Below are 23,672 nucleotides of genomic sequence, written 5' to 3'. Positions count from 1 at the left end.
ATTTGGATTTTCCAATTTACTTCATGGTGTTCCTTGGAGTTTATTATACTTCATTAGACTCCGGTGGGGTAGGTGCGGAGGGTTATACGCTTACAGTGTTTCTCAACCAATATGGATGAAAACGAGATATTTCGATTAACCTGCATTGCATCATGGATTTTGATAGTGGTAGCTATAAAATTGCTAAAGTCTTATCAAGTTTGGTCAATCAATAGCTTATTGCTATCAAATGAAAAAGTGAGCCAAAGGAATTTACATTCCCAAGGCTCACTTCCACTTTTTATGAATAAAATATCATCACCCCCTTATTCACTACACTATACTGGACTTGCAATACAAATTTTAAAGAACCACAAGACTTGTGCTTGTGGTTCTGTCAGTCTGTAGCGAAAGCTGTAACCGTCAACCATACCCACCCTCAAACTACACACCAAAAAGGGTCATGCTGTCTGCGTCCTTCTCAGTACAGCTGAAAAGAAAAATCTTGCCCTTAACGATAAATATTTTCCCTTGAAAGTGATAAAATAATAAGGGAAACTGCCCTTAGTTACTTGACTTTTCCCTTAATATGTGTTAGTATTTAAGGTAAAGAAAAGGAGGATAAGAGCATGAGAGATTTTAATTATGCTTTGATCAGAGAGAAGAAATGGGATTCTGAACTATTGAGTCTTATTGCGGCAATATATAAAGAAGCCGGAAAGCAGGAAATGTATCTGAAACAGCGTCCCGAAGAACTGGAAAAGCTGGTCGAGATCGCAAAGGTGCATAGTACAGAGGCTTCAAATGCAATTGAGGGTATTGTTACTACCAACGCGAGAATCAAGCAGCTTGTCGAGGAAAAGACAATGCCTAAAACCCGTGATGAACAGGAGATTGCAGGGTATAGGGATGTGCTTAATATTCTACATGAAAGCTTTGATACGATACCGATTACTCAGAATTATATACTCCAGCTTCATAAGATACTTTACAGCCATATGAATAACCCATTAGCAGGTAGAACAAAAACAGTGCAGAACTATATCAGTGCGACATATCCGGACGGACATACAGAAACACTGTTCACCCCGCTTGCTCCGTATGAAACTCCCGAAGCACTTGACAGACTATGTGAAGAATACAATCGTGTTATCGGAAACATGGAGCTGGAACCGCTTATAGCTATACCATATTTTATACATGACTTTCTCTGCATACACCCCTTTAATGATGGAAACGGACGTATGAGCAGACTACTCACAACACTCCTTCTGTACAGAAGTGGATTTTATGTTGGAAAATATATATCGCTTGAAGCGAAAATAGCCAAAAACAAAGACCTGTACTATGAAGCGCTGTATGCTTCGCAGCATGGTTGGCATGAGGGTGATGATGATCCGCTTTCGTTTATTAAGTATTTGCTCGGCACTATCCTCGCTGCATATAAGGATTTTGAAGACCGTTTTTCTTTGGTCGAAATAAAGCGCTCCGCACTTGATACGGTACGGCTTGCTACGATAAATAAGATCGGACGTTTTACGAAACAGGATATTCGCGAGTTTTGTCCATCTTTGAGCGTAAGCTCTATTGAAGGAGCGCTTCGCAAGCTGGTAGCTTCCGGTGAATTGAAACGTGAAGGTGCGGGGAAGAGTATATGCTATTATAGGGTTAAATAAAATACTATTACAGATGTTCAAACAACGTGTGTGCAAAACAGTTGACCAACTCCTTACGAAACAGTTGACGACTACCATACGAAAAAGATTACGCCAAAAATCAAATATAATAATTTGTCGAGGTTATATCTGTACGATATATTGGATAGCTAATGTGATGATTTCTAACGAATTATGAGTTTCATATTTTTGCACATCAAATCAACCGATTCTATATTCTTTTGATATTTAATTTATACGGGAAACTATATCACGTCAACTTTTTTGCTGAAATGATCTCAAAAACGATTAAAATAGACTATGTCAACCATGAAAATCGAGTTTTGGGAAATGGCACTTTGAGCCTATGAAACCATTGATAATACGGGCTCAGAAGCTCTGTCATCTGTTTTGCATTGCGGATGTACGCATGGTTTACAATGAATAAAAGTGTTGAAGTTAAAGGTATGCAGCTCAAGGCAGAGGCTAAAAAAGGTATACTGATTAATGAGATGGCTGGTGCATCTGATGGTACATGGAGTGCAGAAGCATTAGCTGGACAGTCATCCGCTATTGCACTTAGACCTGCATTGACATTAGATTTGACTAACTGGTGGCACACAAACTGTAAAATAACTAGCAACGAGAGTGGTGCTGGTACTGGTGATACAACTAATACTGTCGCACTTGATACAGGTGTTTATTACTCTGATATTATGCCCGATGCAACAGGAATCACTGCAGCAGATACAACGGCTATAGCTGATACTAATGCAGCCAGAACAGTTTATTATAGTGATGGCGTAGGCGGTAATGCTAATACACATGATGATGGAGAAGGATATTACATTCTCTACAAGTACTATATTAAGACATCAGGAAATACTGCATTAAATGTAACTGCTGGTAATCTCAAAGCAGTAGTAAAAGCCACAAAGATTAATAACGACACTGAAAATATCAGTACTGATCTTGACAAGGCTATGCGTGTAGGTATTAAGGTTAGTGGAGATACTAAGACAACTATTTTTGCACCTTGTGATGGTGCAGATGGAGGATACAATGTCACCCAAAATGTTGGCGGAACGGCTCATTCAGCTGTAACTCCTGTTCGAGCAACTGCTACTGGAACTGCAACTGATGCAACGTCAATAAATACTGCGACTGTTACCCTTCCCGCTGTTACTGCAAGTGGCTTAGAAGTTGATGTTTACGTTTGGTTTGAAGGGGATGATACAAATTGTAAGTCTTATAACCTTACTGCTATTCTTGACAGCTATCAGATTGATATTGTGTTCTCAGATGCTGATTTAGGCTAAATATCAAAATCCGAATACAATCTAAATCAACCACATTCCCAAACATGCAGTTAGGAAGATGCGAGTAGAAAACGAAATCCACTGCGGTCGAGTAAGAGTAATTAGTAATTTAATGAATAAAACCTTTGATATTCTTGGCTCTTCTATGTTTTAATGTCATAATTGATAAGACCGCCCTAACCTGAGAGCGGTTTTAGTATTAATTGGTTCCTGATCCATCAAGTATCTTTTTCATTCGTTCATCATGGGCTTTGTATGCCTTTTCTTTTTCCTCTTCGCTTAAAAATCCTTGCTTTTTAGGCATACTATAACCATCATATTCCTCAAACTCAACCCGTTCAAAACCGAAACCGTTATTGCAGTTATCACAAGGGTCAAAATCAATGTAACAGATCTTATCTCCAGGTATCCCATCTGGGAACGCTTCACATCTCCACTCTTTTGAATGTTTGTCGGGCGTTAAAAAATTTATGCTGCCCTATTCTTGTAATACTCACTTACTGTCCGCTTCCTCAATAATATAATACTCTTCACCCGCTAATTCTTTGTATTCCTCGTTTGTTTTTCTGGCAATCTACTTAAATTTTTCGGGAGCTTCCTTTATAACAACAGGTCTCTTACCGCCGGTACGATTGTATTTTTCCATTTCAAGAGGTCTTATTACCATAAGATATCATCTCCTATCACCGGGATTATAACACATCCCCTACAATAAGCCAACTCATTATTGTCCCAAAAGTTGTACTTATATCCATAAAAAGAGCCGCAAGCAGTGCTTACGGCTCTTGGTATCAACTATTAATCATTAACAGCATTCTTAGCAATAACATCAGCCACCAGATTAGCAGGAAGGGGCTCGTATCTCACTTTCTCAAATGTGAATGAACCTCTGCCCTGGGTCATCTGTCTCAGGGTCAGTGTGAAGTCCTGCATCTCAGCCATGGGAACTTCTGCAACTATCTCGGTAAGACCGTGCTTATCTGTGGGGTTCATGCCGAGAACTCTGCCGCGGCGCTTGTTAAGCTCGCCCATCATGTCGCCTGTATTGTCATCGGGGACGATAACATTCAGCGCACCTATTGGTTCAAGCAGTATAGGCTCAGCCTGTCTCAGACCTTCCTTGTACGCGATCGATGCTGCCATCTTGAACGCCATTTCCGAAGAGTCAACGGGGTGGTACGAACCGTCCACCAGTATAGCTTTCAATCCCACAACAGGGAAGCCTGCCAGAACGCCCTTCTTGACGCTCTCCTGTAAGCCCTTTTCAACTGCGGGGAAGAAGTTCTTGGGCACAGCACCGCCGAATACCTTCTCCTCGAATATCAGTTCGTCTGATACACAAGGCTCAAACTCTATCCAAACGTCACCGTACTGACCGTGACCGCCGGACTGTTTCTTGTGTCTGCCCTGTACCTTGACTTTCTTGCGGATAGTCTCGCGGTAGCTGATCCTGGGAGCCGCAACTTCCATATCAACACCGAAATCGCTCTTCAGTCTGCCCTGTACCGAATCCAGATGCAGTCCGCCCAGTGTGGAGAGTATCATCTCGTTGGTAGCAGTATCCATCTCGTAATTGAGGGTAAGATCTTCTTCAAGAAGTCTTGCGATAGCTGCGGATATCTTGCTTTCGTCACCCTGCTTCTTAGCCTTGACAGCCATCTTGTAGCAAGGCTTCGGGAACTCTATCGCTTCAAACTTAACAACTCTGCTGCTGTCGCAGATGGTGTCGTTTGTGTTGACATTCATCTTGCTTGCAACAACAATGTCGCCCGCGCCTGCTTCTGTGATGTCTATCTGCTTCTTGCCCACAAGGGTCATCAGCTTGCCGACTTTCTCGGTGTTGCCCGTAGTTGCGTTGACTACTTCCATATTAGGCTTCAGAACGCCTGCAAATACCTTGATGAATGACATCTTGCCAACGAAAGGATCGGCAACAGTTTTGAATACAAATGCCGCCAGTGGATCGCTCTCCTTGCACTCGACCTCGATGGTGTCGCCATTAGCAGTCTCGCCAACCATAGCATCCTTCTCAGAGGGAGGAGGCAGCAGCAGATCGATCTCCTTCAACAGCATATCAACGCCTGAAAGATCTGTGGAAGATACGCAGGTAACAGGAGTGATGACACCAGCATTCATGCCTCTGTGTATACCGTCTATCAGTTCCTTCTGTGTAAAAGATTCACCCGAGAAGAACTTATCCATCAGTTCCTCATCAGTCTCAGCCACAGCTTCCGATACAGCTTCGATCAGACCGTCGATACGGTATTCCATCTTCTCCGATACCTCAGCAGTAGGCATATCTGTCTCAACGGCCTTGCCGTCTTCATATTTGTAAGCCTTCATCTCAATGAGGTTAATGTATGAAACTATCTTTCTGTCAGCAATAACAGGTACAACAACAGGGCAAACCGTAGGACCGAATTCGCTCTTCAGCTGTGTCAGCACGTTGTTGAAGTTAGCATTTTCGTCGTCTATCTTGGTTACTACGAACATAGTGGGCTTGCCGAATTTCTTTGCACACTCGTAAGCCTTGTGAGTGCCGACTTTAACTCCCGACTTCGCAGAAACGGTTATCAGCACACAGCCGCTGGCATATATGCCCTCGACCATGCCGCTCTCATAATCGAACAGACCGGGAGTATCCAGAAGGTTAACTTTCAGATCACTTGTTTCCATAACGGAAAGGGAAGTGTATACAGAACACTTTCTCTTTATCTCGTCGGCAGTGTAGTCCGAAACCGTTGTGCCTTCAAGCACTTTGCCAAGTCTGTCAACTGTTCCGCTCTTATATAACAAAGCCTCTGTCAGTGAGGTCTTTCCTGACCCTGCGTGACCTGCAACGGCAATATTCTTGATCTTGGTACTGTCAAACTTTTTCAATGTGATTCGCTCCTATCTGTGACTTTCGTCTTTATATTTTCAGCGGAAATTTTCGTGATGGTGAATATACACAAAAACCTCAATCGCATAACATAATTATATATTATTTTAGTCAAAATAGCAATAGCATTATCGAAAAAAGTTTTCGTGATTATGAACAAAATTTAAAACAGATATTTTACATTTGAGTCAGAAACGTGTCTTTTTGACTTTATTTCACGAATTTTCATCACATTCAAACAGATTATCGCAAGTACGATCGGTTATGACAGCGCCCGTCGGCAAAGCATTTTTCATGCCTGACACCGCCCCGAAAGTATCAAACATCACCGACCTTTTAGTCAGTTTTACATATTTCAAGATTTTCGGTCGTCCGAAAGGAGTTTCTCGCAACTCATATCAATACCGATCGCACCCAGTGGCGCAGTCAGGATTATTCCCAGTACTGCCACCGAAAGAATGGTCTTGCCACAGGAAAGCCCCGCCGCCAACGGCACAGAACCTATTGCCGCCTGTACCGTAGCTTTAGGCAGATAAGCTATAACACAAAATAACCGTTCCTTGAAATTCAGCTTTGTACCAAGCGTGCAGATCAAAACTCCCACCGTGCGGAATACAAGCGCAATAAATATCATTCCTGCCGCAGATGCGCCTGCCGAAAGGGTGTAACGAATATCCACAGCCGCCCCCACCATCACGAACAAAATCACCTCAGCAGCTATCCAGACTTTTCCGAATTTCTCCGAAAGTTTCTTAGCATCCGAAACCTTGCTCTTTTTCTTGATAATGCAAGCCATCGCTATGACCGCCAAAAGTCCCGAAACAGCCACGTAAGGTTTCACCGAACTTTCCAACGTCATCAGCATAAATGCCGCCGAAAGCATTATTATCAGCTTCACACTGCTCCGAATCTTCTTCACGTGCCTGAACGATAGCTCAAATAACCCGAATACAATATACCCCGATATCCCGCCGAGTACCAGCCCGAGAACTATGGAAACAGGAATGTTCATAAGTCCCGAAAGCTCCGCTTTGCCACCCTGCGCCATGGTCAGAAAAGTCGAAAACAGAACCAGCACGAATACATCATCACAGGAAGCCCCCGCCAGTATCATCTGAGGAACTCCCTTTTCAGTACCACGCTTTTTTTCGATCAGAGCCACCATTCGCGGTACAACCACCGCAGGGGATACCGCACTCAGAACAGCACCCATCAAAGCTGATTCTATCCGCGAAGTCCCCAATAACAGCGGCGCAAATACAATGTACCCCGCCATCTCAAAACAAGCAGGCAGAAAACTCATCAGCACAGCCGCCCGTCCGACTTTCTTTAAATCTGAAAGCTCCAGCGCCAGACCTGCTTTTATAAGTATTATGATTAGAGCAGTCTGGCGAAGTTCAGCCGATACCGACATCACTTTGTCGTCCAGTAAACCCAAAGCAAATGGACTCACAATTATTCCCGCCGCCAGCATACCGATGACCCGTGGGAGCTTCATCGCCTGAAAAAGCGCTCCTGCTCCGAGCCCGACAAGAAATATCACCGCAAAAGAGAAAAGCATAAAAACACCTCCGAACAAAATAAAAAAGCCGACAGCATCTGCGTAAGGCAGACGTCATCAGCTTGAAATAAGCGGTTCAGGTAAAAACCTTGGGAGATCATCATTCCCGAAAAATATTTTTTTGACACAATAAATATACCATATCGAGATAGTTTTGTCAAGTGCCGCGGCGGCAAAGAAGACAACGAACGCGGCAACAAATTTGAGCACCAAACAAACTATGTCGCGAATCAAAGCGCGCGATCAAGCCTCGCGCTAGCAGGCTTGCGGGAGCCCTCGCATCAAGGCGCAAAACCAAAATGCAGAGCAAGCAGTAAGAGCAAAGTAAACTTCTGACCAAATAGGCGCGGCAATATGAAAAAACGAGCGTGGACAATCGAACTTCCACGCTCAAACTATCCGCATGAGATATTGCCGCGCCCGAAATCGGACAGCGAAGCCACAGCCGACACAGTCGCTGTTATCCGATTTCTCGACCCGAGGAACAAGGGGCGAAATCTCGCAAACTAACGACTAACAGCAAATATCCGACTATCCCAACAGATCCAGTTTTCCCAATACTCATAACTAAAAAATTATTTTTCTATGAACTTTCATTTTCCTCTTGACAAAATGTGTTATGTGTGATAAAATATATTTGTACACAAACAAAGTCAGAGAGGAGTGATATCATGGATACCGATTACCGCGAAATGATGAAGCTGGATAATCAGCTGTGTTTCCCAGTATATGCCGCTTCAAGGGTCATAACCTCGCTTTATACACCATATCTTAAACCACTTGGGCTGACATATACCCAGTATATCTTCTTCCTGGTTATGTGGGAAAAAGATGGCATTACCATCGGTGAGATATGTAACCGCCTTATGCTTGACAGCGGCACACTTTCCCCGATGCTGAAAAAACTCCGTCAGCAGGGCTATATCGAAAAACATCAAAGCCCTGTGGATGAGCGCTCATTCATCGTGACTCTCACCGATAAGGGCAGAGAACTTCAGTTTAAAGCAAAGGATATCCCGTCACAGGTGGGTAAATGCGTTGATCTCTCACCTGAAAAAGCCATTCAGCTGCGTGAACTGTTATACGAACTCCTCAATAATACAATCCGTTGAACGTTACCGTCATCAAAGAGGTGATTACTATGCACGAAGAATTTGATCTACAGAATTATCTTACCGCGGGCGTAGAACGTATCGTTACCGAAGCGGTAAAAGCCACACTCAAAAACCCGAAGGAAAGCACTTTCATGCTGAAATTTGCAGCAGCCAGCCGTGCGGCTTCCAAAAAGCGCCGCAAAGCTGAGGATAACGGTGAGCATATCCCGCCTTTCATAATCGCCAGCATCACCAGCAGCTGCAATCTACACTGCGCGGGATGTTACTCACGCTGTAATCACGCCACAGTAGATTCAGAGCCAGTAAAACAGCTCTCTGATGAGGAATGGCAGAATGTCTTTGATGAAGCCGAAGATCTGGGTATCAGCTTTATTCTATTAGCTGGCGGCGAGCCCATGCTAAGGCGAGGAGTTATCGAAGCCGCAGGCAAAAGGCAGAATATCCTGTTCCCAATATTCACCAACGGCACCTACCTGGATGAAAGGTATCTCGAACTTTTCTCAAATTTCCGAAATCTTATCCCGATAATGAGCATCGAGGGCGACCGTCAGCGTACCGATGAAAGGCGCGGCAAAGGCATCTACGATAAGCTCATTTCCAATATGGACGAGATAAAAAAGCGTGGACTGGTCTTCGGTGCTTCCGTGACTGTCACCACCAAGAATTATAAAGAAGTGACTTCGCAGGAATTTCTGGGCAGTCTCTCGGAGCGCGGATGTAAAGCAGTCATCTTCGTTGAATACGTTCCCGTCACTGCCGAAAGCAAGGAACTCGCTCCCGGTGATGCCGAGCGCGAATTCATGCAGGCTGAGATGAAGCGCCTAAGAGAAACTCACCCCGAGATGGTATATATATCATTCCCCGGTGACGAAAAAAGCTCGGGCGGCTGTGTAGCCGCAGGCAGAGGATTCTTCCATATCAATTCCCACGGCGGCGCTGAACCCTGCCCCTTCTCACCGTATTCCGATATAAACGTCAGGGATTCTTCTCTGCGGGAAGCTATGAACTCCCCGCTCTTCATGAAACTCAGGGACGAAGGCTACCTGCTGGAAGATCACGAGGGCGGCTGTATCCTTTACGAAAAACGCGAGTTGGTAGAACAGCTCATCAACGCTTAAACTTTTAAAATCATAAGGAGGAAATGACCATGAAAGGTATTGTTATTCTGTTAGTTGTTCTCGCAGCTCTCGGATGCTGCTGTTTTACTCACCGCCGCGTGATAAAAGCACTTATCAGGCATGAACCTATGCCCCCCGCACCCAAGTGGCATTTCTGGTGTAAAAATAAAAGGAGTTAACTCCTAGGAAAGGTCGTGTGCATAATGCAGCAAGATACAGAAAACCGAAGTAAGATAATAATCCGTACAAGCATCACAGGAATAGTCGCAAATGTCTTCCTCGCCGCTTTCAAAGCAGTGATAGGCGTGTTGACCCACTCGATCGCCATCGTTCTCGATGCTGTAAACAATATCTCCGATGCAGGCAGTTCGCTGATAACCATTATCGGCACTAAGCTTGCAGGACGTCAGCCCGATAAAAAACACCCCTTCGGCTACGGCAGGATAGAATATCTCAGCGCTATGGTGATCTCGGTGATAGTCCTCTACGCAGGCATCACATCATTTGTGGAATCCGTCAAGAAGATCATCAAACCCGCCACCCCCGATTATTCAGTGGCATCCCTGATAATCGTCGGTGTTGCGGTCATCGTGAAGATAGTCCTCGGTAGATATGTAAAAAGCGTGGGCGAAAAGGTCAACTCCGATTCACTGGTAAATTCGGGCGAAGATGCTACTCTCGATTCAGTTATCTCTGCTTCGACTCTGGTGGCTGCAATAATCTTCATGACAACAGGTCTTTCTCTTGAAGCCTGGCTTGGTGCGGTCATTTCCCTTGTCATCATCAAATCGGGATTTGAAATGCTGAAAGATACCATTTCTCAGATTCTCGGCGAACGCAGCGATCCCGAACTGGCAAAAAGCATTAAACAGACCGTCACCGATATCGAAGGCGTGCAGGGTGCTTATGACCTTGTACTGAATAACTACGGCCCCGATGCTTGGAATGGTTCAATTCATATCGAAGTTCCCGACACTTTCTCGGCCGATAGGATAGACAGACTTATCAGGGAGATACAGCTTGCTGTATATACCGCTCATAGGGTCGTACTTACTGCAGTTGGTGTGTATTCTATTAATACAAAGGACGAAGAAGCAAAAGCAGTGGAAGAGAAAGTCCGCGAGATAGTTTTTGCACGCGAGCACGTAATGCAAATGCACGGATTCTACCTTACTAAAGAGACTAATACTATCCGCTTTGATGTGGTGGTAAGTTTCGATGCCACCGACCGCAGGGAAGTTTATAAGCAGATAATTGCAGATGTGAAAGAAGCTTTCCCTGACCATAAACTCCAGATAGCGCTTGATACGGATTTTTCGGAAGAATAATAAACTTGTGGAAACTGCCAAGGAAGAGAGCTTTTGGTCAAGCGTTGCGTGGCATCAACCTTGCGACCCAAAACAAACTATGCCGCGAATAGAGCTTTTGCTCAAGTTTTTCGCGAAAAGCTTGCGGGAAGCTCGAAGGGCAGAGCCCTTCGGTCAAGGCGCAAAAGCGACGTGGAAACCGTGCTGTAAATAGAACAGCGAACTATCCGCTATGTCAAAAAAAGGCCCGGCAATAACAAAAATTCGAGCGTATGCAAAACCAATGCATACGCTCAAACTATGTCCGTAAAAATATTGCCGCGCCTGAAATCGGACAGCGAAGCCACAGTCGACACAGTCGCTGTTATCCGATTTCTCGACCCGAGGAACGAGGGGCGAAAACTCGCTAACTACCGCAAATAGCAAATATTCGACTATCCCAACTAGCTTAGCAAGATTTTTAACTCACTTCCGGAATATCTCCGCTCACGCCATCACCCTTGATTTTTAAAACAAATTATGCTATGATAATGTAGAAGATATGAACGATCTTAAATTTCAAAGTAAAGGAGAGAGACTAAATGCTCCATAAAATAACCGACCTCATCGAACCCGATAACGGCTGTGAGGGATTTGCAGAAGGCGAAGAACCCATGGTCACACTCGTTCTGGATGACGGCAGATGCGTGAAGATACCCGATATCACAGCATATAAACAGGGCTGGGATGTGGGCGCGGAAATATCCGATGAGGATATCAATAAGTTCGCAAAGTAAGACAAAACCAAAGGAGGGTGCTTATGCCGATAGTAGCCGCTTTCATCGTGCCTCATCCGCCACTCATCGTACCCGCAGTCGGCAGGGGCGGAGAGCGTGAGGTGCAGAAAACCATCGATTCATATTTGCAGACGGCTGAGGAAATAGCCGCCCTGAAACCTGAAACTATCATAATTTCAAGCCCCCACGCGGTCATGTACCGCGACTATTTTCATATATCCCCCGGAGAAAAAGCTTTCGGCACATTCGTGGATTTCCGCGCCCCGGAAGTCAGCTTTGCTGAGACTTACGATACCGAACTTGTGGCAGAGATAGAACGTATCGCCAGGGAAAAGAATTTTCCTGCGGGAACAATGGGTGAAAAAGACCCGCGCCTCGATCACGGTACTATGGTCCCACTCTATTTCACCGAGCAGAGATACACCGCTTTCAAACTGGTGCGCATCGGTCTTTCGGGACTTCCTCTTACCAAACATTACGAACTCGGAAAGATTATCGCAAAGGCTGTGGAAAACACAAACCGCAGAGTAGTCTGGATAGCCAGCGGAGACCTCTCTCATAAACTTCAGGAGTATGGTCCCTACGGCTATGCCGAAGAAGGTCCAATCTATGACGAAAAACTCATAGATACCTGTGTCCGCGGCGCTTTGGGCGAACTCAAAGATTTTGATGAAGACCTCTGCGAACGTGCCGCCGAATGCGGTCACAGATCATTCACCATGATGTCAGGCGCTTTTGACGGTGTCCGCGTAAGATCAAAAGTCTATTCACATGAAGACGTTACAGGAGTTGGTTACGGAGTGTGCAGTTTTTATCCAAAGAATAACGGCGATGAGTTTGTTTCTCTCGCCAGAATGACCATCGAAACATACATCAAAGAGAGAAAACGCATCATGCCACCCACAGGACTTTCCGAAAAACTTACTTCGACCCGTGCGGGCGCATTCGTTTCGATACATAAAAAAGGCGACCTCAGGGGCTGTATAGGTACTATCGCTCCATGTGAAGATTCCCTCGCCGAAGAGATAATTTCCAATGCCATAAGCGCTTCCACCCGTGACCCCAGATTTCCGCCCATAACCACCGCCGAACTTGATTCTCTTGAAATAAACGTCGATGTCCTTACTGAACCGATTCAGGTCAAGTCACTGGATGAACTCGACCCAAAACGCTACGGAGTGATAGTTCAGAGCGGCTATAAAAGAGGACTTCTGCTTCCGGATCTTGAGGGCATTGACTCCGTCGAACAACAGCTTGATATAGCCATGATGAAAGGCGGCATCACCTACGAAGACGAACTCACGGTATTTAAATTTGAAGTGGTAAGACATAAATGAGTACTGCAAGATGTGAAGTCTGTTTCAGACATTGTACTCTCGCCGAAGGACAACGCGGATTCTGCGGCGGAAGAATTTGCAGGGACGGAAAAGTCCTGCCCCTCAACTATGGCAGAATAACCTCTCTCGCTATCGACCCAATAGAGAAGAAACCCCTGAACCGATTTTTCCCAGGTTCCATGATACTTTCCGTGGGAAGTTTTGGCTGTGATATGCGGTGCCCTTTCTGCCAGAACGATTCTATCTCATGGTCAAAGGAAGCCCTCACTCTCAGCGAAAGCGCTGAAAAGATCACCCCCGAAGACCTCGCCCGCACTGCAGAATACTATAAAAAAGACGGCAATATAGGTGTCGCTTTTACCTATAACGAACCCCTCATAGGCTGGGAATTTGTCCGCGATACCGCAAGGCTTGTCCACCGGAAAAGCATGAAAAACGTCATGGTCACCAACGGCATGGCTGAACTCTCTGTGCTGAAAGAACTTATTCCCTATATCGATGGTATGAACATCGATCTCAAATCTTTTAATGAGAAAACTTACAGAGATATCCTTGGCGGAGATATGGAAATGGTTAAAAATTTCATAGCCGAAGCCGTAAAAAACTGCCACGTAGAACTGACATTCCTCGCCGTAACAGACCTTAACGATACTGAGGAAGAAATGCGCGAAACTGCTGGATGGATAAGCACACTTACCGATAATGAGGGCAACACCATTGGCAGAAATATCCCGCTGCACATATCCCGATTCTTCCCACGATTCAACATGAATGACCGCCCGGCCACCGATGTTCGACGAGTATACCGCCTTGCGGATATCGCCCGCGAATATCTGGACTACGTATATACAGGAAACTGCTGACTTTACGGAGATAATAAAATGACACTACTTATACTTGATTCGGGCAGAGGTTCACGAATGGGCGACCTCACCGACCAACACCCCAAATGCATGACGGAGATATCCTCGGAGGAAACTATCCTAAGCCGACAGCTGAAACTTGCCCAAGCCGCAGGTCTGAAAAAAGTGGTGATAACCACAGGTTACCTCAGCGAGGTGCTTGTAGATTACGTTCGCACTCTGGATATGTCCATTGACATCACCTTTGCAGAAAACCGCGACTATGACACCACTAATTATATATGGTCTATCTACCTTGCCCGTGATCTTCTCGATGACGATATTATACTCATGCACGGCGACCTGGTCTTTGACAGCCTTGTTCTCGATGAAGTCATCTCCCATGAGGGCAGCTGCATGACGGTGTCACGTTCTGCACCTCTGCCTGAAAAGGACTTCAAAGCAGTCATCGAAGATGGAAAGATAAGCAAGGTCGGCATTAAGTTTTTCGATAATGCCGCCGCTGCACAGCCACTCTATAAGCTGACGAAGAAAGACTTCCGCACATGGCTTGATAATATCATAGCCTACTGCGAAAGCGGTGTTGATGAAAAGCGCAAGTGCTACGCCGAAAATGCTCTGAACGAAGTCTCCGATAAATGTGATATATGTCCCCTTGATGTGGGCGACCTTCTTTGCAGTGAGATAGACAATGCCGAAGATCTTGAAGAAGTATCCCGAAAATTGGATAGCATAAAGTGTAGAAGTGTCTATATGTGCTTTTCTACAGATGTTATCCACAGCGGTCATATTGCCATAATTAAAAAAGCTTCAAATCTGGGCAGGCTGACCATAGGTGTGCTTTCGGATGAAGCTGTTGCGGGCTATAAGCGTTTTCCCCTACTGCCCTATGAAGAGCGCAGGACTATGTTTGAGAATATCAGCGGAGTGTTTCGCGTGGTAGGTCAGCGGGATCTTTCATACAGGGAGAATATCATGCGTCTGCGCCCCGATATAGTCGTTCACGGCGACGACTGGCGAAAGGGCGTACAGCGTACAGTCCGCGAGGAAACTCTTGTTCTGCTGGAAGAATACGGCGGCAGACTGGTGGAGTACCCATACGCCTATGATGAAAAATATATAGAGCTTGAGCGCCGTTCTCTCGCAGAACTTTCCACCCCAAGCATAAGGCGAAGCCGTCTGAAAAAGATGTTATCCATCAAAGGTCTTGTGACCGCAATAGAGGCTCACAGCGGACTAACAGGGCTCATAGCCGAAAAGACAGTGGTCTGCGAAAACGGCGGTGCAAGACAGTTCGATGCCATGTGGATAAGTTCTCTCTGCGATTCTACCGCAAGGGGCAAGCCCGATATCGAGCTTGTGGATATGACCAGCCGTTACAAGACGGTCGATGAGATAATGGAAGTAACTACCAAGCCCATAATATTCGACGGTGACACAGGGGGGCTTACAGAACACTTTGTGTATACCGTCCGCACACTGGAGCGTATGGGCGTATCAATGGTGGTCATCGAGGATAAGACAGGTCTTAAAAAGAACAGTCTCTTCGGCAACGAAGTTGTACAGACTCAGGCTGATGTCAAGGATTTCTGCGGGAAGATAAGCGCGGGCAAGCGTGCACAGAATACAGCTGATTTCATGATATGCGCCCGCATAGAAAGTCTTATACTTGAAAAAGGCATCGAGGACGCTCTTGAGAGGGCTTTTGCCTATACCGAAGCAGGTGCTGATGCCATAATGATACACAGTCGAAAGAAAGACCCCTCGGAAGTCTTTGAGTTTGTGGAAAGATTCAGGGCGAAGGATGCTGATACACCTATAGTTGTTGTGCCTACGGCTTTTGATTCCGTCACCGAGGAAGAGTTCAAAGCGCGGGGCGTGAACATAGTCATATACGCAAATCAGCTGACACGAAGCAGTTTCCCCGCAATGAAAAACGCGGCGGAAATGATACTCAGGAACCACCGTGCACAGGAATGCAATGATATCTGTATGCCATTCAAGGAGATAATCAGGCTTATACCCGACGATATAAAGGGAGATAACTATGGACGTTAAAATATTTACAGATATAATAGGCGCAGATTTTTACACAGGCGTTCCGGATAGTCTTCTCAGACCCCTCTGCGACCTGCTGATGGACAGATACGGCACCGATCCCGCCCATCATATCATCGCTGCAAACGAGGGCAACTGCTCAGCAGTAGCGGCAGGTTACCATCTCGCAACAGGCAGAGTACCTGTGGTGTATATGCAGAATTCGGGTGAGGGCAACATTATCAACCCTGCTGCAAGCCTGCTGAACAGAAAGGTATATGCCATACCAATGCTTTTCATAATAGGCTGGCGCGGAGAACCGGGAGTTCACGATGAACCCCAGCATATCTATCAGGGGGAAGTCACGCTGAAACTGCTGGAAGATATGGAGATAGAAAGCTTCGTCATAAGCCGGGATACCACCGAAGATGAAGTCCGTACTGCACTTACGGAGTTTGAAAAAGCCTTTGCCGATGGCAGACAGGCTGCCTTTGTGATACGCAAGGGAGCACTCACCTATGAAAAGAAAATGTCCTATAAAAACAGCTATGTTATGTTCCGAGAGGAAGTAATCAGGCATATAGTTTCCTTTACTGCTGATGACCCTGTTGTTTCCACAACGGGAAAAGCCAGCCGCGAACTCTTCGAGATAAGAGAGCAGAACGGTCAGCACCACGGCAGAGATTTCCTTACTGTAGGTTCAATGGGTCACAGCTCATCTATTGCACTGGGAATAGCCCTCAATAAAAAGGACAGGAAAGTATGGTGCATAGACGGCGACGGCGCAATGCTGATGCACATGGGAAGCCTTGTGGTAATAGGTTCCATAAAGCCCGAGAATTTGGTGCATATTGTGATAAATAATTCTGCCCACGAAACCGTAGGCGGATTGCCGACAGCTGCGGGGCAGACAGATATAACAGGAATAGCTCGTGCCTGCGGTTACAGCAGGGTATTTTCGGCGGATAATTTTGATTCGCTGGACGAAGCCCTTACCGCCGCGCGTGATGGGAGCGGACTCACATTCATCGAGGTGAAATGCGCACTGGGGGCACGTGCAGACCTAGGCAGACCCACTACAACAGCCCTTGAAAACAAGGAGCATTTCATGGAGCATCTTGCCAAGGAATGATTTCAAAGCAGGGCATCTATCTTTTCGGTCACATCAAGCACAGTTCGGATATCGGTGAAGGTATCTCCCGTTTCAAGAGAATGGTTAGCTCCATCGTACTCATTCAGGGGGACAAGATGCTTTCGGCAAAGCTTGCGGATAGCTTCGGTGTCAGCCCACTGGTCGGCGGTGCCGTGAAATGCGGTACAGCGGTGAGAAAGACTTTCAAATGTGGCTTCAAGGGGAGTCAGAAGTATGCAGGAGGCATTAACGCCAGCTTTTTCGCGGTAAGATAGGCAGGCGACAGTGCCTATGCTTTTGCCGATGAATACCACTTTTTCATACTTGGAAAAATCAATATCGGAAAGCTGTTCCGCTGCGAGGGCAAGAGCGTGCCCTGCTGCACGGGACATTTTTTCTTCATTACCCTTAGCAGAGTTATCGAACCCTGAAAATTTCAGTGATATCACATCATAGCCCTTGCTTTTTGCCAGTTTTGCCGAGTAGTAGAGCAGGGGCTTTTCGCAGTGGTAGCCTATGCCGGGGAATAGTACACATAGTTTCATATTAGTTATCTCCTTTCTGTGTTATGCTTCTATATTGATTATATCACAAGCAGAGCAGCAAGTCAATCATTGTATTTGGTGACAATGAGCAAAAACTGAGTTGACAAAGCTCAAAAATGGTAGTACAATATAAAAAATGACATTTGTTTTAACCAATGAAAGGGAGTCATTTAATATGGAAAGAACTGACAGGATATTTCCGGATAAATATATAGACCTGCATCTTCATCTTGACGGTGCTGTAACTTCAGATATTGCAAAACGTCTCGCGGATATGCAGGGGATAGCTTTGCCTGCTGACGGTGAAGCCCTTGAAAAGCTTCTTTCGGTAGGGGATGACTGCAAAGATCTCAATGAGTTCCTTGATTGTTTTGAACTTCCTCTGAAGCTTTTGCAGACAACCGAAGCGCTGAATGAGTGTGCATATCTGGTGGCAGAAAAAATGCGTGAACAGGGTGTTATCTATGCCGAGATAAGGTTCGCGCCACAGCTGCATTGTGAAAAAGGTCTTACTCAGCGCAACGCTGTTGATGCTGTCATCAGAGGACTTTCACGGAGCACGATAAAAACAGGGCTTATACTCTGCTGTATGCGCGGAGAGGGCATCGAAGAAAAAAACCTTGAAACTGCTGAACTTGCGGAAGAATATCTGGGCAAAGGCGTTAATGCTCTTGATCTTGCAGGTGCGGAGGGTCTTTTCCCCACGGAGAATTTTGCGGAGCTTTTTGCAAAGATACGCAAAAGCGGAGTGCCATTTACCATTCATGCAGGAGAAGCCGATGGCGCGGAAAGCGTCAGAAAAGCGCTGGAATTCGGGGCTTCTCGTATAGGTCACGGCGTAAGGATAAAGGAAGACCCCGAGTTGGTATCCCTTATCGCAAAACGGGGCATACCGCTTGAAATGTGCCCTAACAGCAACAGGCTAACCCGAGCAGTCGAAGATATGAAAGATTATCCCTTTATGGATTATCTGGCTTGTGGGATAAAAGTTACGATAAATACCGATGATCCCGCCATTGAGAGTACCGATATCGCAGAGGAGTTCAGATATATGGAGAGCCGTTTCGGCCTTACTGCGGAGCAGCAGCGCCAAGTTCTGTTAAATTCAGCAGATGCGGCTTTTGCTGACGATGATGTGAAGAAGTGGCTAAAAGAACAGATCGCCCCGGGGGTGAATGAAAAATGATGGAGTATAAAAACAGCATAATTGTCGTACTGGTGATATCCGAAGTTATCGAAATGATCGGTGCATACGGGATATTCAAAAAATGCGGCAGACGTCCCTGGATGGCGTTCATACCGTTCCTCAGGCATGACCGAATGGGCAAATGCGCAGGCAGAGAACAGGAAGGCCGCTCGCTGATGCTCATAAGTCTCGGCATCGTGGTGATGATAACGACTGCTTATCTTTACAAGCCTAACAGCCTGCAAAGTATGATATCACTGTTTTTGCTGATACTTCTGATGATTCCCTGCGTGATATACAGCACACGCGTTTATTTCGGGCTTGCAGATGCTTTCGGGCGAAACAGGCTCTGGGTAATACCATGGCTGATACTCAGGTGCCTTTGCGCACTGCTCTGGGGTATGGGAAAAGGCTTTCATACAGCCGATGGCTATCCCTTTGACGATGAAGATGCCGCACCCGAGGTCAGCGGACTTGAAGCTGAATCCCTTGGCGAGGGACTTTCGATAAATATCACCAAAAGAACTGCGATGAATTTTCTTCAGCGAAAGGTGCTGCTCAGAGATATACATCTTAGCATACCTAAAGGACACATGGTTCTTCTGCTTGGCGGCTCGGGCTCGGGAAAGACTACTTTTCTCAATGCCGTGACGGGCTATGAAAAGGCTAAGGCTGTAATAACGCTGGCGGGCAGCAATGTATACAAGGATTACAAAAGCATGAAGTACGATATCGGATTCGTGCCTCAGCAAGACCTTGTACGCGGAAGTGATACGGTATACAGAACGCTCTCCGATGCGGCTTCCCTGAGACTTCCTTCGGAAATGAAAGGGGATGTAAGACGTGAAAGGATAAACAGTGTGCTGGATACTTTCGGGCTTACACCTGTTAAGAGCAGTCTTGTGGACAAGCTTTCTGGCGGTCAGCGGAAAAGACTTTCTATTGCCATCGAGTATATCTCAGACCCGACGCTTTTTATTCTGGACGAGCCCGATTCGGGACTTGACGGAGTAATGGCCAGGGCACTTTTCGAGAAGCTTCGTGCTATTGCGGACAGCGGAAAGATCGTAATAGTAATAACACATACTCCCGACCGTGTGGCTGACCTATTTGACGATGTTATAGTCGTTGCGAAGGACGCAAACCGTACAGGCAGACTTGCATACTACGGTGCGGCTGAAAAGTCCTACGGATTTTTCGGAAAGAAGTCGATGGAAGAGATACTGATGTCTGTCAACCGCCGTGAAGAGGGCGGCGAGGGCAAGGCAGACCAATTTGTAAGAAAGTACGCGGCTGCTGTGGCAGGAGGTGAGCTTTGATGGAGATTGCTGTAGGTGTAAGACACACGGGCAGGATAAGGCAGACTTTTGTGTACCTCGGCAAGCTGTTCCGTATGTTCATATTCCGAAATGATTGGAAAGTAATGCCCATGGCGGCAGTCATATCGGGGCTGGTATCTTTCGTTGTGGGCAAGAAGATGAATGTTTCTATGGAGGGCACGCTGAGGGGAGCTTTTGCATTTTCCTGCATATGTATATGGAATGGATTTTTCAATTCGATACAGGTGATATGCCGTGAAAGAGCCATCATAAAGCGTGAGCACCGCTCGGGACTGCACATGACGGCTTACGTATTCGCTCATATGATCTACCAGGCATTTTTATGCGGAAGTCAGGCGCTTATCACGATATTTGTAATGATAGTTGCAAAGGTGCGCATGCCTGAGAACGGTCTGGTATTTGAGGCGGGATTCGACCTGTTTGTGACCATGTTCCTAATTACATATGCGGCTGATATGATATCGCTTTTCATATCATCGGTGGTTAAGAACACCACCACTGCCATGACATTCGTGCCGTTTCTGCTGATATTCCAGCTGATATTCTCGGGGGGATTTTTCTCGCTGACGGGTAAGGCTTACAAGATGTCCTATTTTACGGTATCGAAATGGGGGCTTACCTCCCTTTGTGCCCAGGGACATTACAATGACCTGCCCATGACATCGCTCTGGACTTCCATGAGCAAGATGAGAAGTCTTGAAGTGGAGGGCGAGAAGCCTGTTGATGAGATGCTGGACTACATTACAGCTTCAAACCGCAAGGATGAGCTTATGCTGAAATGCGGAAGCAACAATCAGGAGAAGAAGTATGAATCCAGTCTGGCAAATGTTTTGAAATGCTGGAGAAATCTGGGTATATTTATAGTGCTATTCGCACTGCTTTCCATAATATCCCTTGAATTCATCGACCTTGACAGAAGATAGCAAATATAACACGGAGGACGTAGCTGCGTTCTCCGTGTTTTCATATGAGTGGGTTGTGGATATATGAAAATGGCTATATAGCGCATGACCGATGGTCGGAAGGTCTGATTTTTAGTGTGATTCTTTATTGACAATATGGGTTTTGCGTGGTATAATTAAAAAGTATGAAAATCAAGGTTAGTTAAAATCTTACAGCTGAGCGGCTGCACAGGGCAGTCACGGCTGGATAAGGAAAAGGGTTGTTTTTATGAGCAGTAATAAGATAGGATTCGATAATGACAAATACCTGAAGATGCAGTCCGAGCGTATCCGTGAGAGAATAGCGGATTTCGGAAGTAAGCTGTATCTGGAATTCGGCGGAAAGCTTTACGATGATTTCCACGCTTCGAGAGTTCTCCCCGGCTTTAAGCCCGACAGTAAGCTGCAGATGCTTTTACAGCTGAAGGACGAGGCTGAGATAGTTATTGTCATCAATGCCAACGACATCGAGAAGAACAAGATAAGAGGCGATCTGGGCATCACTTATGATGTTGATGTTATACGTCTTTACAATGTGTTCACCAAGATAGGGCTTTATGTAAGCTCGGTAGTTCTGACCAGATATGACGGTCAGCGTTCAGCAGTGGCTTTTCAGAAGAGACTGGAGGCTCTGGGCGTAAAGGTTTATCATCACTATGCTATCGAAGGTTATCCTGCTAATCTTCAGCTTATAATGAGCGATGAGGGTTACGGCAAGAACGATTATATCGAGACAACACGCAAGCTGGTTGTTATAACGGCGCCAGGTCCCGGAAGCGGAAAGATGGCTACTTGTCTTTCTCAGCTTTACCACGAGCACAAGAGGGGTGTAAATGCTGGCTATGCTAAGTTCGAGACTTTCCCGATATGGAACATACCCCTTAAACACCCTGTAAATCTGGCTTACGAGGCTGCTACCTCTGACCTGAATGACGTTAATATGATAGACCCGTTCCATCTTGAAGCATACGGAGAAACCACAGTCAACTACAACCGTGATGTGGAGATATTCCCCGTACTGAATGCGATGTTCGAGAATATCCTTGGTACTTCGCCCTACAAGTCGCCTACTGACATGGGCGTAAATATGGCGGGCAACTGCATCGTTGATGATGAGGCAGTTCGCGAGGCTGCAAAGCAGGAGATAATCCGCCGTTACTATGTTGCCCTTTGCGACAGAAAGAAGGGTACTTGTTCCGAAGAAGATACTTACAAGCTGGAAATGCTGATGAATCAGGCGAAGGTAAGCACTGCCGACAGAAAGGTAGTGGCTGCTGCGCTGAAAAAAGAAGAGGAGACAGGTTCTCCTGCGGCGGCTATGGAGCTTCCCGACGGTACTATCATCACGGGTAAGACTTCAAATCTGCTGGGTGCCTGCTCAGCGCTGATACTCAACGCTCTGAAGCATTTCGGCAATATAGATGATGATACTCTGCTGATGTCGCCCCATGTAATTGAGCCGATACAGAATCTGAAGACAAATCATCTCGGCAACAACAACCCAAGGATACATACAGATGAGACACTGATAGCGCTGTCTATCTGTGCTGCTACAGATGAGAATGCTAAGCGTGCTATGGATCAGCTTGAAAAGCTCCGCGGCTGTGAGGTACATTCTACGGTAATACTCAGCGCAGTAGACGAAAGGATATTCAAGCGCCTTGGTATCAATCTCACCTGCGAACCTAAATTCAGCTAAATGTTTTGAGAGGACTGTGGAAAGCAGTCCTCTTTTATACTATATAAAGGGGGAGTACAGATGATCTTTATCACGGGAGATACTCACGGTGAATATAATGACACTGTAAGACGATTTGCTGAAAACGGAGTCGGAAAAGGTGACACTGTGATAGTGTGCGGGGATTTTGGCTTTGTGGGACGCATCGGCGGGAAACATCAGTATTATCTGAAACAGCTGGCGAAAGAGGAGTTTACGATACTGTTTGTGGACGGAAATCATGAGAATTTTGATGTGCTGGAGACTTATCCTGTGGTGGAATACTGCGGTGGCAAGGCACACAAGGTTGCTGAGAATATATATCATCTGATGCGGGGGCAAATATTCGATATAGAAGGGGAGAGGTACTTTACTTTTGGAGGTGCGTATTCCATAGATAAATTTATGCGCAAAGAGGGAAGAAGCTGGTGGGCGCGTGAACTGCCATCTAATGAGGAATACAAGGAAGCAGGGGAGAATCTGGAAAAGGTCGGATACAAGGTGGATTATGTGCTGACACATACGATACCCGATTCGATGATATATCGGATAGGGAAGAATACAGATGTACATGATGCCGAATTGACTGGGTATTTTGAATGGCTGTATAGAAAACTGGAATTTAAGAAGTGGTTTGCAGGGCATTGGCATATAAACAGAAACTTTGATGACAAGATGTATATACTATATGATGAGATGATCAGGCTGGGAAAATGAGTTCAGATTTTCTAATTGTCAAAATGCATATAATATTGGCAGAAGTTGCAGAATCGTTTTACATCGAAAAGTGTTGACAAACGCGAAAAATGGTGCTATAATAATTAAGCTGTCAACGAGAGAGCACGAAAGAGCGAAAGAGCGCA

The 23,672-nt window shown here is 45.8% G+C and carries 21 protein-coding genes and 1 riboswitch; of the genes, 17 read left to right on the top strand and 4 right to left on the bottom strand.

The genetic code is table 11. The features are described from left to right. The first annotated feature begins 608 nt into the window (after window positions 1-608). Both BM265_RS16885 and BM265_RS16880 read left to right on the top strand, forming a co-directional pair. On the top strand, window positions 609-1,655 hold the full coding sequence (locus BM265_RS16885; protein WP_074963153.1) for a Fic family protein: 1,047 nt from the start codon (window positions 609-611) through the stop codon (window positions 1,653-1,655). Window positions 1,656-2,074: 419 nt separating this feature from the next. Next, window positions 2,075-2,953 carry a hypothetical protein gene (locus BM265_RS16880; protein WP_074963152.1) on the top strand — a complete coding sequence of 293 codons (879 nt, stop codon included), beginning with the start codon at window positions 2,075-2,077 and terminating at the stop codon, window positions 2,951-2,953. A gap of 798 nt (window positions 2,954-3,751) precedes the next feature. Here BM265_RS16880 and BM265_RS16875 read toward each other — a convergent pair. From BM265_RS16875 to BM265_RS16870, 3 genes are all read right to left on the bottom strand, one after another. After that, window positions 3,752-5,833 carry an elongation factor G gene (locus BM265_RS16875; RefSeq protein ID WP_074831159.1) on the bottom strand — a complete coding sequence of 694 codons (2,082 nt, stop codon included), beginning with the start codon at window positions 5,831-5,833 and terminating at the stop codon, window positions 3,752-3,754. Between the two features lie 216 nt (window positions 5,834-6,049). After that, window positions 6,050-6,193 carry a hypothetical protein gene (locus BM265_RS20245; protein ID WP_177219623.1) on the bottom strand — a complete coding sequence of 48 codons (144 nt, stop codon included), beginning with the start codon at window positions 6,191-6,193 and terminating at the stop codon, window positions 6,050-6,052. Continuing rightward, the gene (locus BM265_RS16870) at window positions 6,190-7,395 is read right to left on the bottom strand and encodes a cation:proton antiporter (protein ID WP_074963151.1); all 1,206 of its coding nucleotides are present in this window, start codon (window positions 7,393-7,395) and stop codon (window positions 6,190-6,192) included. Before BM265_RS16870 ends, BM265_RS20245 begins: the two co-directional genes overlap by 4 nt. A gap of 41 nt (window positions 7,396-7,436) precedes the next feature. Further along, window positions 7,437-7,512, bottom strand: a riboswitch (Fluoride riboswitch). A 237-nt stretch (window positions 7,513-7,749) separates the two neighbouring features. On the opposite strand from BM265_RS16870, the gene BM265_RS20240 reads away from it, so the two are divergent. The 10 genes from BM265_RS20240 to aepY all read left to right on the top strand — a co-directional run bounded on the left by BM265_RS20240 (window position 7,750) and on the right by aepY (window position 17,080). Then, window positions 7,750-7,905 carry a hypothetical protein gene (locus BM265_RS20240; RefSeq protein WP_177219622.1) on the top strand — a complete coding sequence of 52 codons (156 nt, stop codon included), beginning with the start codon at window positions 7,750-7,752 and terminating at the stop codon, window positions 7,903-7,905. 161 nt (window positions 7,906-8,066) lie between these two features. Next, window positions 8,067-8,507 (top strand): MarR family winged helix-turn-helix transcriptional regulator, encoded by a 441-nt coding sequence (locus tag BM265_RS16865; RefSeq protein ID WP_074963150.1) that lies wholly within the window; start codon window positions 8,067-8,069, stop codon window positions 8,505-8,507. Between the two features lie 29 nt (window positions 8,508-8,536). Further along, window positions 8,537-9,628 carry a radical SAM/SPASM domain-containing protein gene (locus BM265_RS16860; protein ID WP_074963149.1) on the top strand — a complete coding sequence of 364 codons (1,092 nt, stop codon included), beginning with the start codon at window positions 8,537-8,539 and terminating at the stop codon, window positions 9,626-9,628. 29 nt (window positions 9,629-9,657) lie between these two features. Then, window positions 9,658-9,807, top strand: coding sequence for a hypothetical protein (locus tag BM265_RS20235; protein WP_170844264.1), 150 nt, complete (start codon window positions 9,658-9,660; stop codon window positions 9,805-9,807). Between the two features lie 24 nt (window positions 9,808-9,831). Continuing rightward, on the top strand, window positions 9,832-10,956 hold the full coding sequence (locus BM265_RS16855; protein WP_074963148.1) for a cation diffusion facilitator family transporter: 1,125 nt from the start codon (window positions 9,832-9,834) through the stop codon (window positions 10,954-10,956). Window positions 10,957-11,516: 560 nt separating this feature from the next. Further along, complete coding sequence (locus tag BM265_RS16850; RefSeq protein WP_074963147.1) at window positions 11,517-11,711, top strand: hypothetical protein; 195 nt, start codon at window positions 11,517-11,519, stop codon at window positions 11,709-11,711. Window positions 11,712-11,734: 23 nt separating this feature from the next. Continuing rightward, entirely contained in the window at window positions 11,735-13,048 is a 1,314-nt protein-coding gene (gene amrA / locus BM265_RS16845) for an AmmeMemoRadiSam system protein A (RefSeq protein WP_074963146.1), read from the top strand. Next, on the top strand, window positions 13,045-13,911 hold the full coding sequence (amrS, locus tag BM265_RS16840) for an AmmeMemoRadiSam system radical SAM enzyme (RefSeq protein WP_074963145.1): 867 nt from the start codon (window positions 13,045-13,047) through the stop codon (window positions 13,909-13,911). The genes amrA and amrS overlap by 4 nt, the downstream gene beginning before the upstream one ends. Window positions 13,912-13,929: 18 nt before the next feature. After that, window positions 13,930-15,969: a phosphoenolpyruvate mutase gene (gene aepX, locus BM265_RS16835; protein ID WP_074963144.1), complete on the top strand. Its 2,040-nt coding sequence runs from the start codon at window positions 13,930-13,932 to the stop codon at window positions 15,967-15,969. Continuing rightward, window positions 15,959-17,080 carry a phosphonopyruvate decarboxylase gene (gene aepY, locus BM265_RS16830; protein ID WP_074963143.1) on the top strand — a complete coding sequence of 374 codons (1,122 nt, stop codon included), beginning with the start codon at window positions 15,959-15,961 and terminating at the stop codon, window positions 17,078-17,080. Before aepX ends, aepY begins: the two co-directional genes overlap by 11 nt. 2 nt (window positions 17,081-17,082) lie before the next feature. Here the strand turns inward: aepY and BM265_RS16825 are convergent, their stop codons facing one another. Continuing rightward, complete coding sequence (locus BM265_RS16825; protein WP_074963142.1) at window positions 17,083-17,625, bottom strand: alpha/beta hydrolase; 543 nt, start codon at window positions 17,623-17,625, stop codon at window positions 17,083-17,085. 175 nt (window positions 17,626-17,800) lie between these two features. Here BM265_RS16825 and add point away from each other — a divergent pair, with 175 nt between their 5' ends. From add to BM265_RS16800, 5 genes are all read left to right on the top strand, one after another. Beyond that, on the top strand, window positions 17,801-18,811 hold the full coding sequence (gene add, locus BM265_RS16820) for an adenosine deaminase (RefSeq protein WP_074963141.1): 1,011 nt from the start codon (window positions 17,801-17,803) through the stop codon (window positions 18,809-18,811). After that, on the top strand, window positions 18,808-20,130 hold the full coding sequence (locus BM265_RS16815) for an ATP-binding cassette domain-containing protein (protein WP_074963140.1): 1,323 nt from the start codon (window positions 18,808-18,810) through the stop codon (window positions 20,128-20,130). Before add ends, BM265_RS16815 begins: the two co-directional genes overlap by 4 nt. Beyond that, window positions 20,130-21,074, top strand: coding sequence for an ABC transporter permease (locus tag BM265_RS16810; protein WP_074963139.1), 945 nt, complete (start codon window positions 20,130-20,132; stop codon window positions 21,072-21,074). The genes BM265_RS16815 and BM265_RS16810 overlap by 1 nt, the downstream gene beginning before the upstream one ends. 247 nt (window positions 21,075-21,321) lie before the next feature. Then, complete coding sequence (locus BM265_RS16805; RefSeq protein WP_074963138.1) at window positions 21,322-22,791, top strand: DUF1846 domain-containing protein; 1,470 nt, start codon at window positions 21,322-21,324, stop codon at window positions 22,789-22,791. 60 nt (window positions 22,792-22,851) lie between these two features. Next, the gene (locus tag BM265_RS16800; RefSeq protein WP_074963137.1) at window positions 22,852-23,526 is read left to right on the top strand and encodes a metallophosphoesterase; all 675 of its coding nucleotides are present in this window, start codon (window positions 22,852-22,854) and stop codon (window positions 23,524-23,526) included. Window positions 23,527-23,672 lie beyond the last annotated feature (146 nt).

It is taken from the genome of Hominimerdicola alba, assembly GCF_900112155.1.
Taxonomy (GTDB): domain Bacteria; phylum Bacillota; class Clostridia; order Oscillospirales; family Ruminococcaceae; genus Hominimerdicola; species Hominimerdicola alba_D.
Note: the sequence above shows the minus strand (reverse complement) of the source record. Positions and strands in the feature narration are given on the sequence as shown.